General features: G+C 65.7%; 18 protein-coding genes and 1 tRNA gene. 14 read left to right on the top strand and 5 right to left on the bottom strand.

Annotated elements, in window-relative coordinates:
- Positions 1–120: 120 nt before the first annotated feature.
- Positions 121–873: an AraC family transcriptional regulator gene (locus tag AC27VN_RS01265; RefSeq protein WP_490875323.1), complete on the top strand. Its 753-nt coding sequence runs from the start codon at positions 121–123 to the stop codon at positions 871–873.
- Positions 874–956: 83 nt separating this feature from the next.
- On the opposite strand, the gene AC27VN_RS01260 is transcribed toward AC27VN_RS01265, so the two are convergent.
- Together AC27VN_RS01260 and AC27VN_RS01255 are read right to left on the bottom strand one after the other, a co-directional pair.
- Positions 957–1,424 carry an SWIB/MDM2 domain-containing protein gene (locus tag AC27VN_RS01260; RefSeq protein ID WP_093342900.1) on the bottom strand — a complete coding sequence of 156 codons (468 nt, stop codon included), beginning with the start codon at positions 1,422–1,424 and terminating at the stop codon, positions 957–959.
- Between the two features lie 131 nt (positions 1,425–1,555).
- On the bottom strand, positions 1,556–2,470 hold the full coding sequence (locus AC27VN_RS01255) for a DMT family transporter (protein WP_490875322.1): 915 nt from the start codon (positions 2,468–2,470) through the stop codon (positions 1,556–1,558).
- 68 nt (positions 2,471–2,538) lie between these two features.
- On the opposite strand from AC27VN_RS01255, the gene AC27VN_RS01250 reads away from it, so the two are divergent.
- Entirely contained in the window at positions 2,539–2,949 is a 411-nt protein-coding gene (locus AC27VN_RS01250) for a gamma-glutamylcyclotransferase family protein (RefSeq protein ID WP_490875331.1), read from the top strand.
- Positions 2,950–3,212: 263 nt separating this feature from the next.
- On the top strand, positions 3,213–4,544 hold the full coding sequence (aceA, locus tag AC27VN_RS01245; protein ID WP_093342897.1) for an isocitrate lyase: 1,332 nt from the start codon (positions 3,213–3,215) through the stop codon (positions 4,542–4,544).
- Between the two features lie 77 nt (positions 4,545–4,621).
- Here aceA and AC27VN_RS01240 read toward each other — a convergent pair whose 3' ends face one another.
- Complete coding sequence (locus tag AC27VN_RS01240; RefSeq protein WP_490875321.1) at positions 4,622–5,587, bottom strand: GlxA family transcriptional regulator; 966 nt, start codon at positions 5,585–5,587, stop codon at positions 4,622–4,624.
- 121 nt (positions 5,588–5,708) lie between these two features.
- On the opposite strand from AC27VN_RS01240, the gene AC27VN_RS01235 reads away from it, so the two are divergent.
- From AC27VN_RS01235 to AC27VN_RS01190, 10 genes are all read left to right on the top strand, one after another.
- On the top strand, positions 5,709–6,020 hold the full coding sequence (locus tag AC27VN_RS01235) for a putative quinol monooxygenase (RefSeq protein ID WP_431512300.1): 312 nt from the start codon (positions 5,709–5,711) through the stop codon (positions 6,018–6,020).
- A gap of 245 nt (positions 6,021–6,265) precedes the next feature.
- Positions 6,266–8,173 carry a threonine--tRNA ligase gene (thrS, locus tag AC27VN_RS01230; protein WP_208509700.1) on the top strand — a complete coding sequence of 636 codons (1,908 nt, stop codon included), beginning with the start codon at positions 6,266–6,268 and terminating at the stop codon, positions 8,171–8,173.
- A 100-nt stretch (positions 8,174–8,273) separates the two neighbouring features.
- Entirely contained in the window at positions 8,274–8,894 is a 621-nt protein-coding gene (gene infC / locus AC27VN_RS01225) for a translation initiation factor IF-3 (protein WP_093342892.1), read from the top strand.
- Between the two features lie 197 nt (positions 8,895–9,091).
- Complete coding sequence (rpmI, locus tag AC27VN_RS01220; RefSeq protein ID WP_057596107.1) at positions 9,092–9,295, top strand: 50S ribosomal protein L35; 204 nt, start codon at positions 9,092–9,094, stop codon at positions 9,293–9,295.
- Between the two features lie 26 nt (positions 9,296–9,321).
- On the top strand, positions 9,322–9,681 hold the full coding sequence (gene rplT, locus AC27VN_RS01215) for a 50S ribosomal protein L20 (RefSeq protein ID WP_012747009.1): 360 nt from the start codon (positions 9,322–9,324) through the stop codon (positions 9,679–9,681).
- A gap of 115 nt (positions 9,682–9,796) precedes the next feature.
- The gene (gene pheS, locus AC27VN_RS01210; RefSeq protein WP_057596654.1) at positions 9,797–10,873 is read left to right on the top strand and encodes a phenylalanine--tRNA ligase subunit alpha; all 1,077 of its coding nucleotides are present in this window, start codon (positions 9,797–9,799) and stop codon (positions 10,871–10,873) included.
- 63 nt (positions 10,874–10,936) lie between these two features.
- Positions 10,937–13,378: a phenylalanine--tRNA ligase subunit beta gene (gene pheT / locus AC27VN_RS01205; protein ID WP_490875320.1), complete on the top strand. Its 2,442-nt coding sequence runs from the start codon at positions 10,937–10,939 to the stop codon at positions 13,376–13,378.
- 5 nt (positions 13,379–13,383) lie between these two features.
- Positions 13,384–13,755 (top strand): integration host factor subunit alpha, encoded by a 372-nt coding sequence (locus tag AC27VN_RS01200; RefSeq protein ID WP_093342889.1) that lies wholly within the window; start codon positions 13,384–13,386, stop codon positions 13,753–13,755.
- A gap of 73 nt (positions 13,756–13,828) precedes the next feature.
- Entirely contained in the window at positions 13,829–14,290 is a 462-nt protein-coding gene (locus tag AC27VN_RS01195) for a MerR family transcriptional regulator (RefSeq protein WP_093343462.1), read from the top strand.
- A 26-nt stretch (positions 14,291–14,316) separates the two neighbouring features.
- Positions 14,317–14,393: transfer RNA gene (locus tag AC27VN_RS01190), tRNA-Pro, on the top strand.
- A gap of 95 nt (positions 14,394–14,488) precedes the next feature.
- On the opposite strand, the gene AC27VN_RS01185 is transcribed toward AC27VN_RS01190, so the two are convergent.
- Positions 14,489–14,890, bottom strand: coding sequence for a hypothetical protein (locus AC27VN_RS01185; RefSeq protein WP_490875319.1), 402 nt, complete (start codon positions 14,888–14,890; stop codon positions 14,489–14,491).
- 69 nt (positions 14,891–14,959) lie between these two features.
- Positions 14,960–15,382, bottom strand: a complete 423-nt coding sequence (locus tag AC27VN_RS01180) for a hypothetical protein (protein WP_256222503.1) — start codon at positions 15,380–15,382, stop codon at positions 14,960–14,962.
- A 218-nt stretch (positions 15,383–15,600) separates the two neighbouring features.
- Between AC27VN_RS01180 and AC27VN_RS01175 the strand changes: the two genes are divergently transcribed.
- On the top strand, positions 15,601–15,831 hold the full coding sequence (locus tag AC27VN_RS01175) for a hypothetical protein (RefSeq protein ID WP_093342886.1): 231 nt from the start codon (positions 15,601–15,603) through the stop codon (positions 15,829–15,831).
- The last annotated feature ends 24 nt before the right edge of the window (positions 15,832–15,855 follow it).

Raw genomic sequence — 15,855 nt, 5'->3', positions numbered from 1 at the left:
TGAAGAAGAGAGGGAAGGGTGGATCGATGGCTTCGATGCTAGGCAGGCGCCGCGTTGCGGGCTTGCGGCGCGATGCCAATCGGTATCGCCATCGGGCCATGTCGCAGATGGAGCGACGCGATGGCTGAGGCCGCGGTGCGGCTCGACCTCAACGCCTACGAGGCACCGCGCACCACGGGCGCGCATGCGCACGAGGAAGGCCAGCTGTTCGCGCTGCGCGCCGGCCTGCAGCTGATCGAGACCAGCGCGGGCCGCTGGGTGCTGCCGCCCGGATGGATCGGCTGGATCGCGCCGCGCTGCGCGCACGCGGCGCAAAGCCACGGCGCGACGGCCGGGTGGAGCCTCTATCTCGATCCGGCGCTGACGACGGCCTTGCCCGCGCAGCCGCATGTGTTCGCGTCGACGCCGCTGATCCGCGAGCTGGTGGGGCGGCTGGTGTCGCTCGACGAAGAGGGGGAGGCAGCGCGCCGCCTGCGGCTGGTGGGAGTGCTGGTCGACGAACTGGCGGCGGGCGCGCGGACCTCGCTGCACCTCGCGCTGCCGCAGGAGCGGCGCCTGCTCGCGCTGGCCACTGCGCTGGCCGACGATCCCGCGCGCGACGACACGCTCGAGCAATGGGCTGATCGCATCGGCATGGCACGCCGCACGCTCACGCGCCGCTTCGCCGCCGAGACCGGCCTGAGCTTCGCGCAGTGGCGCCAGCAGGCGCGGCTGCTCAAGGCGGTGCAATTGCTGGGCATGGACGAGCCCGTGACCACGGTGGCGCTGACGGTGGGCTACAGCTCGGTGAGCGCGTTCATCGAGACCTTCCGGCGCCATTTCGGCTGCACGCCCTCGCGCTTCTTTGCGCAGGGTGCCGACACTTCGCGCTGAGGCGCTCGCAAAAGGTACGGACGAAAAAAAGCCGGCTGTCGCCGGCTTTCCTGATCGACCCGGAGGTCGTTCGAGTGGTGCGCTTACTTGACGTGCTTGCCGATCAGCGCGGCCAGTTCGAACATCGACACTTGGGCCTTGCCGAAGATTTCCTTCAGCTTGGCGTCGGCGTTGATGTTGCGCTTGTTGGCCTTGTCTTGCAGGTTGTTCTTCTTGATGTAGTCCCACAGCTTGCTCACGACGGCGGTGCGCGGCAGCGGCGTCGAGCCGACCACGGCAGCCAGTGCGGGGCTGGGGGTCAGGGCCTTCATGAAGGCGGCGTTCGGGGTGCGCTTCTTGGCGGGAGCCTTCGCAGCAGCCTTCTTCGCGGGTGCAGCCTTCTTGGCAGGAGCAGCAGCCTTCTTCGCCGGTGCAGCAGCCTTCTTGGCAGGAGCAGCAGCCTTCTTCGCCGGTGCAGCGGCCTTCTTCGCGGGAGCAGCAGCCTTCTTCGCGGGAGCAGCGGCCTTCTTTGCCGGAGCTTTCTTGGCCGGAGCCTTCTTTGCAGTTGCCATGGTTGATTTCCTTTTTTGGTTGAACAGTCACCAATGAAAAACAGGGTCTCCACTGGCATCGCGGATGCTAAATGAGAAAAAACGCGTTTCCAAGGGAAAAAGCGGTTTTTTCATTGGAGGCTGTTGTTTTTTCAGAGGGGAGAGCGCCCGTTTTGCCTGCGGCGCGCGGGCCAGGTCGCCAGGAAGACGCCAGCGAGAGCGAGCGCGAACGCGAACAGCTGCACCAGGGAGAGGCTTTCGCCGAGCACGAGCACGCCCACGAGGGCCGCGCTCACGGGCAGCATCACGGCGAAAACACCGGCCTGCGCGGCGGGAATGTGGCGCAGTCCGGTCATCCAGAGCCACACCGTCCAGATGCTCGCTGCGAGGGCGTAGGCGACCAGCAGCAGCCAGAGGCCGGGGCGCACCGCGGCGAAGTCGAACTGCAGCGCGAACCAGATGCCCAGCGGCGTGCTGAGCACGAAGCCCCAGAGGTTGATCAGCGAGGAGATCCGCTTGGGGCCGAGCCGTCCGGTGAGCGACTTGCCGATCACCGCGTAGGCGGCCTCGCAGAGCACCGCGCAGAACACCAGCAGGTTGCCGAGCCACGGCATCGACGAGGACGCTCCCGCGCCCGGATGCGCGCTCGCATGCGCCGGCGCGAGCGCGAGCAGCCCGATGCCGATCGCCGCGCAGAGGATCGCGAGGCCGATGCGCAGCGTGATGCGTTCGCGCAGGAACAGCCAGCTCGCCACAGCGACCGCCGCCGGGATCGACGCCATGATCACGCCCGCCGAGACCGCGCTCGTGAGGCTCACGCCGAACAGCATGCAGATCGAGAACAGGAAGTTGCCGAGGAAGGACTCGAGGAACACCAGCCAGCGCGTGCGCGCCGTCATCGGCGGTTCGTCGGGCGCGCGGCGCAGCCAGTGCGGCATGGCGAGCGCCGCGATGCCGAAGCGCAGCCAGGCCAGCAGCAGCACCGGGAAGGCCGCGACCAGCGGCTTGGAGAGAGCGACATAGCAGCCGACGAGCGACATGCTCAGCGCGAGGCAGCCGTAGGCCATGAGCCGGCCTGGGGCGGGTGCGGCGGGGTTCAATAGACTGGGGTGATTTGGAAAAGGAGGCATCGATGATGCCGCAACCGACGCCCGCACCGGGCGTGCGCCACGTCTTCGTCTACGGCACCTTGCGCGCGGGCGGGCGCAACGACATCGCGCGCTTCGCGCCGCTGCCGCGCCGCGTGGCCGATGCCGAGGTCGCGGGCACGCTCTACGACCTCGGTGCCTATCCGGGCATGGTGCTGGGAGGCGCGACGCGCGTGAAGGGCGAGATCTACGCGATCGATGCGCAGGTGGAGGCCGCGCTCGACCGGCTCGAGGAAGTGGCCGACGACGATTCGGGCGAGTACATCAAGCGCTGGCTGCGCGTGCAGGCCAGCGACGGCCGCGCGTTCGATTGCCTGGTCTACGAGATCCATCCGTCGCGCATCGAGGGACGCGCGGTGATCGCGGGCGGCGACTGGATCGCGCATTCGCGGCGCTAGCGGGGCGGGTTTTCGCTTGCGTTTTTCACAGACGAAAGAGCGATTGCGCATCGTGAAAATCGCCGCTGCTGCACCGCAGTATTTTTTCTCGATATGAGAAAGTTGTTTTCTCATTGAGAAATATCTCCGTAAGTTGTTGATTTTATTGATGCAAAAATATGTCTTCTATAAGACATAAGAGTGGGCGACACGATTACAGTAAGCCCATGGCCGCAGCGCCGACACGCTCAAAACCAACCCTTCAATCAACTCACGGAGTGACCATGCCCCAGACCCTCACCGAACAACTCAGCCGCGAACAGCAGATTGCCGCCCTCGAGAAAGAATGGGCCACGGACCCCCGCTGGAAGGGCGTGAAGCGCGGCTACAGCGCGGCCGACGTGGTGCGCCTGCGCGGTTCGTTCCCGATCGACTACACGCTCGCCAAGCGCGGTGCCGAGAAGCTCTGGGACAAGATCAACGGTGGTTCGAAGAAGGGCTACGTGAACGCCTTCGGCGCGATCTCCGCCGGCCAGGCCATGCAGCAGGCCAAGGCCGGCCTCGAAGCGGTGTACCTGTCGGGCTGGCAAGTGGCCGCCGACGGCAACAGCTCGGAAACCATGTACCCCGACCAGTCGCTCTACGCGTACGACTCGGTGCCCACCATGGTCCGCCGCATCAACAACACCTTCCGCCGCGCCGATGAAATCCAGTGGGGCCGTGGCGTGAACCCGGGCGACAAGGAGTTCATCGACTACTTCCTGCCGATCGTGGCCGACGCGGAAGCCGGTTTCGGCGGCGTGCTCAACGCCTTCGAGCTGATGAAGAACATGATCGCCGCGGGCGCTGCCGGCGTGCACTTCGAAGACCAGCTCGCCGCCGTCAAGAAGTGCGGCCACATGGGCGGCAAGGTGCTGGTGCCGACGCGCGAAGCCTGCGAGAAGCTGATCGCCGCGCGCTTCGCCGCCGACGTGCTGGGCGTGCCCACCATCGTGCTGGCCCGCACCGATGCCGAAGCCGCGAACCTGATCACCTCCGACCACGACGCCAACGACAAGCCCTTCCTGACCGGCGAGCGCACCTCGGAAGGCTTCTATCGCGTGAAGAACGGCCTCGAGCAGGCCATCAGCCGCGGCGTCGCCTACGCGCCCTATGCCGACCTGGTGTGGTGTGAAACCGGCGTGCCCGACATCGGCTTCGCCCGCGAGTTCGCGCAGGCCGTGCACGCCGCCTGCCCGGGCAAGCTGCTGTCGTACAACTGCTCGCCGTCGTTCAACTGGAAGAAGAACCTGGACGACAAGCAGATCGCCACCTTCCAGGAAGACCTCTCGGACCTGGGCTACAAGTACCAGTTCATCACGCTGGCCGGCATCCACGTCAACTGGTACAACACCTTCAAGTTCGCGCACGCCTATGCACGCGGCGAGGGCATGAAGCACTACGTGAACATGGTGCAGGAGCCGGAATTCGCGGCGCGCGAACAGGGCTACACCTTCGTGTCGCACCAGCAGGAAGTCGGCGCGGGTTACTTCGACGACGTGACCACCGTGATCCAGGGCGGCCAGTCGAGCGTGAAGGCATTGACCGGCTCGACGGAAGAAGAGCAGTTCCACTGAGCAACTGACTCGACATTCGCTGTCACCTTGAAGCCCGGCCGCGCGCCGGGCTTTTTTTCGTCCGTGCCCGGCCCGCCTCAGTCGCGCATGCGCACTTCGCGCACGCCGCGGCCCAGCTTCTGGCGCAGCAGGGTGCGCAAGGTCACGCCGTCGGCATAGCCGACCAGCGCGGCGATCTGCTCGAGGCTCCGGTCGCTGGTCTTGAGCAGGTGCACCGCGCGCTCCACGCGCAGGTCCTGCACGTAGCCGAGCGGGCTCTTGCCGAGCACCTGCTGCAGCCGGCGCGCCAGCGTGCGCTTGCTGGTGCCGACGGCACGCGCCGCGTCGTCGAGCGAGAAGCCGTCGGCCAGCCGCGCGCGCGCCCAGCGCTCGAAGCGCTCGACCATCGGATCGGCATGGCTCAGGTGGTCGTGGATCACGTAGGCGGATTGCGCGGGCCGCGAATCGACGATCAGGTAGCGCGCCACCGTGGCGGCCAGCTCGGGACTGACCTGGCGCACCAGCCACAGCGCCATGTCGACATGGCCGAGCGCCGCGCCGGCGGTGACCAGCGACGGGCCCGAGGGCACGAGCATGCGCGTGTCGTCGAGCCGCACCTCGGGATAGCGCTGGCGGAACATCGAGGCGAGCCACCAGGTGGTGGTGGCCTGCTGACGATCGAGCAGGCCCGATTCGGCCAGCACGAAGGTGCCGATGCAGGCGGCGGCGATCTTCGCGCCCTCGTCGGCACGTTCGCGCAGCGCGGCGCCGGCATCGGCGATGTCCTTGCGTTCGAGCGCCCGCGCCAGGCCCTCGGGCATCTTCTCGCCGATGGCCGGGATCGCGATCCAGTCGGGTGCCTTGGCAGCGGCGAACGGCACGACCGGCACGCTCAGGCCTTGTGCCGTGCGCACGCGCTTGCGCAGGCCGGCAAGGCGGACCTCGAAGGGCGGTACGCCGAGCGCGAGCAGGCCCGCCAGTTCGTTGGCGGTGGTGAAGACGTCGGCCACCGTGGCGAGGCCGGTGTCGAACACGCCGTCGAGCGCTAGGATGTCGAGTTGCATGGCAATAACAATATCAAAGATGTCAAAAATGCCAATAGGTGAGAGCGAGGGCGGACTCTAGAGTCGCCGCAGCGGTTGCGATCCGCGCACCGCTTCCACCTTGCAACGACCGGAGATGTCCATGATCAAGTTCGCCCTGTTCGCCCGCCTCGAAGCCAAGCCCGGCAAGGAGGCCGAGGTCCAGCAGTTCCTCGAGGCCGGCCTCGCGATGGCGCGCGACGAAGCCACCACGCCGATCTGGTTCGCGCTGCGGCTGTCGCCGACCACCTTCGGCGTGTTCGATGCGTTCGAGACCGAGGCGGGCCGCCAGGCGCACCTCGTCGGCCCGATCGCGCAGGCGCTGATGGCGAAGGCGCCCGAGCTGTTCGCGAAGCCGCCGGCGATCGAGCCGATCGACGTGCTGGGGCTCAAGAACGCGGCGGCCGCGGCGTAATGGGCTAATGGGCCGCTCGGCACGGCCCGCGCGCCGAGCGGCTAGAATCCGAGGCTTCACTGTCAACAAGGGCGAGAAAGGCACTTTGGTTATGACACCGCGAACTACCCCGCAAGCCACCTGCGGTGTTTTCTTCTTCGAAGGAAGCGCCCGCTAAACCGCGCGCGCTGGTTCGAGCCAGCTTCCCTGCCACAGCAAAGCGCGGTCATCCACCGCGCTTTTTTGTTTTTCGCCCGAGGTTTTTCATGATCCACATCACGCTCCCCGACAACTCGCAGCGCGAGTATCCCGGCCCGGTCTCGGTGGCCGACGTTGCCAAGTCCATCGGCCCCGGCCTCGCCAAGATGACGGTGGCCGGCAAGGTCGACGGCCGTCTGGTCGACGCCAGCGACGTCATCGACCACGATGCCAAGCTCCAGATCATCACGCCCAAGGACGACGAGGGCCTGGAGATCATCCGCCACTCGACGGCCCACCTGGTCGGCCACGCGGTCAAGCAGCTCTATCCGACGGCCAAGATGGTGATCGGCCCGGTGATCGAGGAGGGTTTCTACTACGACATCGCGTTCGAGCGCCCCTTCACGCCCGAGGACATGGCCGCGATCGAGGCGCGCATGCGCGAGCTGATCGCGCAGGACTACGACGTGGTCAAGAAGATGACGCCGCGCGCCGAGGTGATCGAGGTCTTCAAGTCGCGCGGCGAGGACTACAAGCTGCGCCTGGTCGAGGACATGCCCGACGAGCAGGCCATGGGCTTGTACTACCACCAGGAATACGTCGACATGTGCCGCGGCCCGCACGTGCCGAACACGCGTTTCCTCAAGGTCTTCAAGCTCACGAAGCTGGCCGGCGCCTACTGGCGCGGCGATGCCAAGAACGAGCAGCTGCAGCGCATCTACGGCACGGCCTGGGCCGACAAGAAGCAGCTCGACCAGTACATCCAGCGCATCGAGGAAGCCGAGAAGCGCGACCACCGCCGCCTCGGCAAGGAACTCGACCTGTTCCACATCGACGAAGTGGCGCCGGGCGTGGTGTTCTGGCATCCCAAGGGCTGGGCGATCTGGCAGCAGGTCGAGCAGTACATGCGCGGCATCTACCGCGACACGGGCTACTGGGAAGTGAAGGGTCCGCAGATCCTCGACAAGAGCCTGTGGGAGAAGACGGGCCACTGGCAGAACTACCGCGACAACATGTTCACGACGGAGTCGGAGAAGCGCGAGTACGCGCTCAAGCCGATGAACTGCCCGGGCCACGTGCTGATCTTCAAGAGCGACCTGCGCAGCTACCGCGACCTGCCGCTGCGCTACGGCGAGTTCGGCCAGTGCCACCGCAACGAGCCGAGCGGCGCGCTGCACGGCATCATGCGCGTGCGTGGCTTCACGCAGGACGACGGCCACATCTTCTGCACGGAGGACCAGATCCTCGACGAATGCATCGCCTACACGGCGCAGCTGCAGAAGGTGTACGCGGACTTCGGCTTCACGGACATCCTCTACAAGGTCGCGACGCGGCCCGAGAACCGCGTGGGCTCCGACGAGCTCTGGGACAAGGCCGAGCACGCGGTGATGGAATCGCTGCGCCGCTCGGGCGTGGAGTTCGTGATCGCCCCGGGCGATGGCGCCTTCTACGGACCGAAGATCGAGTACACGCTGCGCGATGCGATCGGCCGCCAGTGGCAGTGCGGCACGATGCAGGTCGACTTCAACACGGCCGAGCGCCTGGGCGGCGAGTACGTGACGGAGTCGAGCGGCCGCGCGCACCCGGTGATGCTGCACCGCGCGATCGTCGGCAGCCTCGAGCGATTCATCGGCATGCTGATCGAACACCATGCCGGCGCGATGCCCGCCTGGCTCGCGCCAGTGCAGGTGGCGGTGCTCAATATCAGCGAAGGACAGGCCGACTACGCTGCGCAAGTTGCGAAAACGCTGCAAAATCAAGGGCTTAGGGTCCAGCTTGATCTGCACAACGAGAAGATTACGTATAAAATACGCAAGCATTCGTTGCAAAAGCTCCCTTACATCGTTGTCGTGGGCGACAAGGAAAAGGAAGCTGGCGCCGTCGCAGTGCGCGCCCGAGGCAATCAAGACCTCGGTGCAATGTCCCTCGAATCGTTCGTGCAACGGGTCGTCCAGGACATTGCTGACAAGCGTTGATTTGTCGTCGAAACACCCCACATGTTTCTGTGCCAAATATACCGCTTGCCCGCGAGGACTGAGCGGCTTTCGCTACTTTTTTTGTAGCAAAACTTAGAGGATACCAACCATCGCTACTGCATTTCGCGACCGCCGCCACCGCGAGGAACGCCAACATCGCCTGAACCGGGAAATCATGGCCCCGGAAGTCCGCCTGATCGGCCCGGATAACGAGCAATTGGGTGTTGTGAGTCTTGCGGAGGCCTTGCGTCTCGCCGGTGAGCAGGACGTGGATCTGGTGGAGGTCGTCGCGGCGGCCAATCCACCGGTGTGCCGCCTGATCGAGTACGGCAAGTTCAAGTACCACGAGCAGAAGAAGGCGGCCGAGGCGAAGTCCAAGCAGAAGGTCATCGAGGTCAAGGAAATCAAGTTCCGGCCCGGTACCGACGATGGCGACTACAACATCAAGATGCGCAACATCCGGCGCTTTCTTGAGGATGGCGACAAGTGCAAGATCACGCTGCGCTTCCGGGGGCGCGAGATCACGCACCAGGAACTCGGTCTGGCCCTGCTGCAGCGCATCCGCGACGAGCTCGGCGACACGATCCTCGTCGAGCAGTTTCCGAAGCTCGAGGGCCGGCAGATGATCATGATGATCGCGCCGGGCCGCAAGAAGCCCGGCAGCGCGCCCGCAAAGTCGGCGACGGAAGCCGCCGCGGCACCGACCACCGTCGGGGCCTGAGCGAAGAATCCGGCCGGGCCCGGCGGCGAAAGCCCCGGGTACCGACGGAAGCGAGAATTTGAAGGGATTTCGCCGATCGCCGGCGCGTGCCGAAAGGCAAGCGAAGGCGGTGGCGGGATGAAGAAGTGTCTCGGGGCCAACAAGTCCATGGAGTTCATCCAAGGCGCCTCACGAGCACAAATTAAAGGAGCATTCACATGCCCAAAATGAAGACCAAGAGCAGCGCGAAGAAACGTTTCCGCGTTCGTCCCGGTGGCACCGTCAAGCGCGGTCAAGCCTTCAAGCGTCACATCCTGACCAAGAAGACCACCAAGAACAAGCGTCACCTGCGTGGTGCAGTGTCGGTGCACGAAACCAACATGGTTTCGATGGCCGCGATGCTGCCCGGCATGGGCATTTGATCAACTGACGAACAAGGAGTAATCACATGCCTCGCGTCAAACGTGGTGTAACGGCTCGCGCCCGCCACAAGAAAGTTCTCGCACTCGCCAAGGGTTTCCGCGGTCGCCGCGGCAATGTCTTCCGCATCGCCAAACAGGCGGTGATGAAGGCAGGCCAATACGCCTACCGTGACCGCCGCACCAAGAAGCGCGTGTTCCGTCAACTGTGGATCGCGCGTATCAACGCCGCCTCGCGTGAACTGGGCCTGACCTACAGCCAGTTCGCCAACGGCATCCGCAAGGCCGGGATCGAGATCGACCGCAAGATGCTTGCGGACATCGCCGTGCACGACAAGGCCGCTTTTGCGGGCATCGTGGAGCAGGTCAAGGCCAAGCTGGCTGCTTGATTCTGCACAGCGGGAGACCGTCCCCGGACAGTTTCCTGCGCCCACGGCACAAGGGCTGGCGCTTGAAAGAGCACCAGCCCTTTTTTATTTTTCCCCGAAGAAATCTGTTGTTGCTATGAACGAGTTGGACTCCCTGGTCGACACCGCACGTGCCGCCTTCGCGCAGGCGAAGACCCCCGCAGAGCTCGAGAACGCCAAGGCCCAGTTCCTGGGCAAGTCGGGCCGCATCACCGAGTTGATGAAGGGCATGGCCGCACTGAGCGTCGACGAGAAGAAGTCGCGCGGTGCCGCCATCAACGTGGCCAAGCAGGCGATCGAGTCCGCCCTCAACGAACGCCGACAGCAACTGGCCGACGAGGAGCTCTCGCAGCAGCTGCGCGCCGAGGCGCTCGACGTGAGCCTGCCCGGCCGCCGCCGCATCCCGGGCGGCCTGCACCCGGTGAGCCGCACCCTCGAGCGCATCGAGGAGATCTTCTCGAGCATGGGCTTCGACGTGGCCGACGGCCCCGAGATCGAGAGTGACTGGCACAGCTTCACCTCGCTCAACAACCCGCCGAACCATCCGGCGCGTTCGATGCAGGACACCTTCTACGTCGACCTGAACGGCGAGGACGGCATCCCCTACAACCTGCGTCCGCACACCAGCCCGATGCAGGTGCGCTACGCCCACCAGCACATCAAGAAGTACGCGGCCGAGTTCGCGGCCGCGGCCGCCGACACCACCGGCACGGTCAAGGCGCCCGAGATCCGCGTGATCGCGCCGGGCCGTACCTACCGCGTCGACAGCGACGCCACCCATTCGCCGATGTTTCACCAGTGCGAAGGCCTGTGGCTCGGCGAGAACGTGAGCTTCAAGGACCTCAAGGTCGTCTTCACCGACTTCTGCCGCACCTTCTTCGAGCGCGACGACCTCGTGCTGCGCTTCCGGCCGAGCTTCTTCCCGTTCACCGAGCCCAGCGCCGAGATCGACATCCAGTTCCAGAGCGGCCCGCTGGCCGGCCGCTGGCTCGAGGTGTCGGGCTCGGGCCAGGTGCATCCGAACGTGGTGCGCAACATGGGCCTCGACCCCGAGCGCTACATCGGCTTCGCCTTCGGCATGGGCCCCGACCGCCTCACGATGCTGCGCTACGGCGTGAACGACCTTCGCCTGTTCTTCGACGGCGACCTGCGCTTCCTCTCGCAATTCCAGTGATCGGCTGACGCGCGAGACGAAACGAGACCTTCCACACCAGAAAAACAGATCGAGATCGAAGAGATGCAATTCCCGGAATCCTGGCTGCGCGAGTTCTGCAACCCGCCCATCGACAGCGCCGAACTGGCCGAGACCCTCACCATGGGCGGCTTCGAGGTCGAGGAGCGCCGGCCGGCGGCGCCGCCCTTCACGCGCATCGTGGTGGGCGAGATCAAGGAAGCCGTCCAGCACCCGAACGCCGATCGCCTGCGCGTCTGCCAGGTCGACGCGGGGCAGGGCGCCTTGCTCAATATCGTGTGCGGCGCGCCCAATGCGCGCGTCGGCATCAAGGTGCCGTGCGCGCTGGTGGGCGCCGAACTGCCGCCCGGCGAGGACGGCAAGCCCTTCCTCATCAAGCTCGGCAAGCTGCGCGGCGTCGAGAGCCAGGGCATGCTGTGCTCGGCACGCGAGCTGCAGCTGAGCGAAGACCACGGCGGCCTGCTCGAACTCGCGGCCGACGCGCCCATCGGCGTCGACGTGCGCGAAGTGCTCAAGCTCGACGACACGCTGCTCACGCTCAAGCTCACGCCCAACCTCGCGCATGGTCTCAGCGTGTATGGCGTGGCGCGCGAACTCGCCGCGCTGACGGGCGCGCCGCTCAAGCCGCGCACCGTGGCACCGGTCGAGGTGGCCTTCGCCGACAAGCTGCCCGTGAAGGTCGAGGCGCCCGAGCTCTGCGGTCGCTTCTCGGGCCGCATCGTGCGCGGCGTCGACACCCAGGTCGCCACCCCGGCCTGGATGGTCGAGCGCCTCGCGCGCTGCGGCCAGCGCAGCGTCACGCCGCTGGTCGACATCTCGAACTACGTGATGTTCGAGTACGGCCAGCCCAGCCACATCTTCGACCTCGACAAGATCCACGGCGGCCTCACCGTGCGCTGGGGCAAGGCCGGCGAACAGCTCAAGCTGCTCAATGGCAACACCATCTCGGTCGACGACAAGGTGGGCGTGATCGCCGATGCGCGCGAGGTCGAATCGCTCGCGGGCATCATGGGCGGCGACGCCACTGCGGTCTCGGACGACACGCGCAACATCTACGTCGAGGCCGCGTTCTGGTGGCCCGAAGCGGTGCAGGGTCGCTCGCGCCGCTTCAACTTCTCGACCGATGCCGGCCACCGCTACGAGCGCGGCGTCGACCCGAGCCGCACCGTCGAGATCATCGAGCGCATCACGCAACTGATCGTCGAGATCTGCGGCGGCCAGGCCGGCGCCATGGACGACCAGATCCTGCGCGTGCCCGAGGCGCTGCCCGTGACGCTGCGCGTGGCGCGCGCCGCGCGCGTGATCGGCATGCCGCTGACGCAGGCCCAGTGCGTGGACGCGCTGCGTCGGCTGGGCTTCGCGCTGACCGAGGGCGATGGCACGCTGACCATCGTGCCGCCGCCGCACCGCTTCGATCTGCTGATCGAGGAGGACCTGATCGAAGAGGTCGCGCGCCTGATCGGCTTCAACAACCTGCCGACCACCGCGCCGCTCGCGCCGATCACCGCGCGCGTGCGTCCCGAGGCGCAGCGCAGCCGCTTCGCGGTGCGCCGCGGCCTCGCCGCGCTGGGCTACCAGGAAACCATCAACTTCAGCTTCGTCGAAGCCGATTGGGAGAAGGAGCTCGCGGGCAATGACAACCCGGTCAAGCTCTTGAACCCGATCGCGAGCCAGATGAGCGTGATGCGTTCGTCGCTGCTAGGCTCGCTGCTGCAGGTGCTCAAGTTCAACCTCGATCGCAAGGCGCCGCGCGTGCGCGTGTTCGAGGTGGGCCGCGTGTTCCTGCGCGACGACAGCGTGGCCACCACCGACAGCACCGTGCGCGGCGTGCATCAGCCGATGCGCGTGGCCGGCCTCGCCTGGGGCGATGCCGACGAAGCGCGCTGGGACGGCAAGGCGCAGCGCGTCGACTTCTACGACGTGAAGGGCGACGTCGAGGCGCTGCTCGCGCCGCTGGTGCCGCGCTTCGAATCCGCCGAACACCCGGCGCTGCATCCGGGCCGCTCGGCGCGCGTGACGATCGACGGCAAGGCCATCGGCTTCGTCGGCGAGCTGCATCCGCGCTGGCGCCAGAAGTGGGATTTCGCGCAGCCCGCCGTGCTGTTCGAACTCGACCTCGATGCGGTCACCGCGCGGCCCGTGCCGGTGGCGCAAGCCGTGCCCAAGCACCAGGCGGTCGAGCGCGACATCGCGGTGGTGGTGGCGGAAGCCGTCACGCACGATGCGCTGATCGACGCCATCCGTTCGACCGGTGCCGCGCAAGGCCTGCTGCGCGACGCCGTGCTGTTCGACATCTACCGTCCGCAGCCCGCACGCGATGGCACGGTGGCCGCGGCCGGTGGCCTTGCACCCGGCGAGAAGAGCATGGCGGTGCGCCTGAGCTTCCAGGGCGACAGCGCCACCCTGACCGACGAGCAAGTCGAGCCGGCCGTGCGCGCCATCGTCGATCAACTGGCCGCGAAGGTGGGCGGACGCCTGAGAGGATGACCCGAATGAATGCCGTCGAATTCACGCTCGAAGCACTCGAGACGCCCGCGCTCACCAAGGCGCATCTGGCCGACCTGCTGTTCGAGCAGATCGGCTTGAACAAGCGCGAGTCCAAGGACATGGTCGAGGCTTTCTTCGACCTGGTTGCCAACAGCCTGATCGAAGGCACCGACGTGAAGATCTCGGGCTTCGGCAACTTCCAGATCCGCGTGAAGGCGCCGCGTCCGGGCCGCAATCCGCGCACCGGCGAAGCCATTCCGATCGGCGAGCGTCGCGTCGCGACCTTTCATGCGAGCGCGAAGCTCAAGGAACAGATTCACGGAAACATCGATCCGAACGCCGCCCCCGAGGTCGAGTGGAGCCTGGGTTCCGAATAGGACTTGTTCGGGCGCGCTTCCGTGGAGTAACCTCTGAGGTTTGCCGCGCGCAGACTTGATTTCAATGGAGAACATGGCCGACAAGGCACTCCCGCCCATTCCCGTCAAACGCTACTTCACCATCGGTGAGGTCGGCGAACTCTGCGGGGTGAAACCGCATGTGCTGCGCTACTGGGAGCAGGAGTTCACGCAGTTGCGCCCGATGAAACGGCGCGGCAACCGGCGCTACTATCAGCACCACGAGGTGCTGATGATCCGCCGCATCCGCGACCTGCTGTACGACCAGGGCTTCACGATCAGCGGCGCACGCAACAAGCTGCAGGAACTGGTGCAGCACGAACGCGACCGCCGCAAGGCCGGTGAGGTTCCGCTCGAAGGCATGGAGGCCGTCGAGATCGATCACGAGGCGTTCGAGGCCGCGCTGCACGACGAAGAAGCCGCACCGAACGCGGCCCGCAGTGTCGACCTGTCGCAGTTGTTGCAGCTTCGCCGCGAGCTTTTTGAAATTCGTGAGTTGCTGACTGTCGGACGCTGAAAAGAGAAGGCTATAATCGAGAGCTTCGGTGTGTGGCGCAGCCTGGTAGCGCACTTGCATGGGGTGCAAGGGGTCGAAGGTTCGAATCCTTTCACACCGACCAACAATCATCGTCAGATGGAACAACGGGTCAGAGCCACAAGCTCTGACCCGTTTTTTTTGTCGTGTCCGAGAGGTGCTCGTTTCGTCGAGCCGCGATCAGTCGCGCGATGAATCCGGCGCGCTCAGTTCGCCGTTCCACGAATTGAACAGGTAGCCGTCCGTCGCATCCTGCAGCGTCGCCTGGACCTCGATCAGCGTGTTGATTTCGTCGAGCGTTTCGTCGAGGTCGTCGATGTCGATCTCGAAGCATGCATTGCACCCGCTCATGCCGGCGGCATGCGCCGTGCCTTCGGCGATCTCGATGGCCTCCGCGTTCACGTGCGGCGCGGCGGACAGCCTGATCCGAAGGGCGGGCCCGTCGTCCTCCCATTGAACGACGAGCGCCTCGCCATCGGCGGCCACATCCAGGCCTTGCTCGGTCAACAGGCGCGAGGCCTCGTTCAGATCGGGGCTGGAGTCGCTCGATGCGAAGAAGACCATGGAGACGTCGTCGGCCATAAGCGGAGGTTCCTCGGGACTGGGATGGGAGGTCATTGTGCCGGGCCGACCGAGCGCATCCCTCGAGCGCTATGCCGTCGCCCGAACCTCGAAGAACGCCTCGTCCGTATCGCCCAGATCTCGGAAGCCTGCTGTCCTGGCCGTGTCGTAGGCCTTGGCCCAACGGCGCGCGAGCACGATGTCGGCCTTCGAGAGTTCGTTCTCGCTCGATTCGCTCGCGTTCTGGAAGGCGCGCAGCGCCGGCAGCACGTCGCCGCCCAGTTGCCGCTCGAGCTCGCGCTGGAAACGCCGCTGCGCCAAGCCGATGGCTTCGTCGCTGGCGTGGGCATAGTCGGCCAGGAGCACCTCGTAGGCGGCGGGAGGCTCGGTGTCGAGTTCCGTGGAAGACAGCGCGGGCCCGGCTTTCTGCCGCGCTGGCGGTGCTTCTTCGAAGGGCTCTGGAAGGGCGCCATCGACGATGGCCGGTTGATGGAACAGCTCAACTTGGGTCATGGGAAGAATCGGCGTGGAAATACTGTTTGAATATACAGTGATTTAGCGGCGAACAGGTGTCTGAACGCGATGGGCCAACCCTTGCCGCCTGGAGCCGCGCGCCCGCGCGATATCGCCGCCAACCCTTTACCGACCGTCACAACTCCGCCGGCGCCTGACATGTTCCTGAGACCTTGTCGCGAGAATAATCCCGCACTCAAGAAAAAAATGGACATCCGATGCAGCACATCGAAATCCTCAAGAAGGGCGGCTTCGTTGCACGCCGCCACATCCAGGACCGAGAAAATGGCGAATGGCCCGCGTGGGTGACTTTCGAGAAGGAAGGCCAGGCCACTCGGCGCATCCGCCACGGCATCGGCACCTTCAGGTCCGAAGAAGAGCTTCTCTCGAACTGCGTTGCCTTTGCTCATCGCATGATCGACGAAGGAAAGACGGGCTTTCGCCTCTGAACCGCGGGGCCTCGACGCTGGGCC

This window comes from Variovorax sp. 20P10.2.4 (assembly GCF_058244205.1).
This window is presented reverse-complemented; position numbering and strand designations above follow the sequence as displayed.

Excerpts from the sequence above, each read along its gene's own strand:
- AC27VN_RS01235 (WP_431512300.1), top strand. The coding sequence starts at position 5,709 with ATGATCAAGTTCGCCCTGTTCGCCCGCCTCGAAGCCAAGCCCGGCAAG.
- AC27VN_RS01200 (WP_093342889.1), top strand. The coding sequence starts at position 13,384 with ATGAATGCCGTCGAATTCACGCTCGAAGCACTCGAGACGCCCGCGCTC.
- AC27VN_RS01180 (WP_256222503.1), bottom strand. The coding sequence starts at position 15,382 with ATGACCCAAGTTGAGCTGTTCCATCAACCGGCCATCGTCGATGGCGCC.
- AC27VN_RS01265 (WP_490875323.1), top strand. The coding sequence starts at position 121 with ATGGCTGAGGCCGCGGTGCGGCTCGACCTCAACGCCTACGAGGCACCG.
- AC27VN_RS01195 (WP_093343462.1), top strand. The coding sequence starts at position 13,829 with ATGGCCGACAAGGCACTCCCGCCCATTCCCGTCAAACGCTACTTCACC.
- AC27VN_RS01185 (WP_490875319.1), bottom strand. The coding sequence starts at position 14,890 with ATGGCCGACGACGTCTCCATGGTCTTCTTCGCATCGAGCGACTCCAGC.
- rplT (WP_012747009.1), top strand. The coding sequence starts at position 9,322 with ATGCCTCGCGTCAAACGTGGTGTAACGGCTCGCGCCCGCCACAAGAAA.
- aceA (WP_093342897.1), top strand. The coding sequence starts at position 3,213 with ATGCCCCAGACCCTCACCGAACAACTCAGCCGCGAACAGCAGATTGCC.
- pheT (WP_490875320.1), top strand. The coding sequence starts at position 10,937 with ATGCAATTCCCGGAATCCTGGCTGCGCGAGTTCTGCAACCCGCCCATC.
- AC27VN_RS01250 (WP_490875331.1), top strand. The coding sequence starts at position 2,539 with ATGCCGCAACCGACGCCCGCACCGGGCGTGCGCCACGTCTTCGTCTAC.
- AC27VN_RS01255 (WP_490875322.1), bottom strand. The coding sequence starts at position 2,470 with ATGGCCTACGGCTGCCTCGCGCTGAGCATGTCGCTCGTCGGCTGCTAT.
- AC27VN_RS01240 (WP_490875321.1), bottom strand. The coding sequence starts at position 5,587 with ATGCAACTCGACATCCTAGCGCTCGACGGCGTGTTCGACACCGGCCTC.
- pheS (WP_057596654.1), top strand. The coding sequence starts at position 9,797 with ATGAACGAGTTGGACTCCCTGGTCGACACCGCACGTGCCGCCTTCGCG.
- rpmI (WP_057596107.1), top strand. The coding sequence starts at position 9,092 with ATGCCCAAAATGAAGACCAAGAGCAGCGCGAAGAAACGTTTCCGCGTT.
- AC27VN_RS01175 (WP_093342886.1), top strand. The coding sequence starts at position 15,601 with ATGCAGCACATCGAAATCCTCAAGAAGGGCGGCTTCGTTGCACGCCGC.
- AC27VN_RS01260 (WP_093342900.1), bottom strand. The coding sequence starts at position 1,424 with ATGGCAACTGCAAAGAAGGCTCCGGCCAAGAAAGCTCCGGCAAAGAAG.
- thrS (WP_208509700.1), top strand. The coding sequence starts at position 6,266 with ATGATCCACATCACGCTCCCCGACAACTCGCAGCGCGAGTATCCCGGC.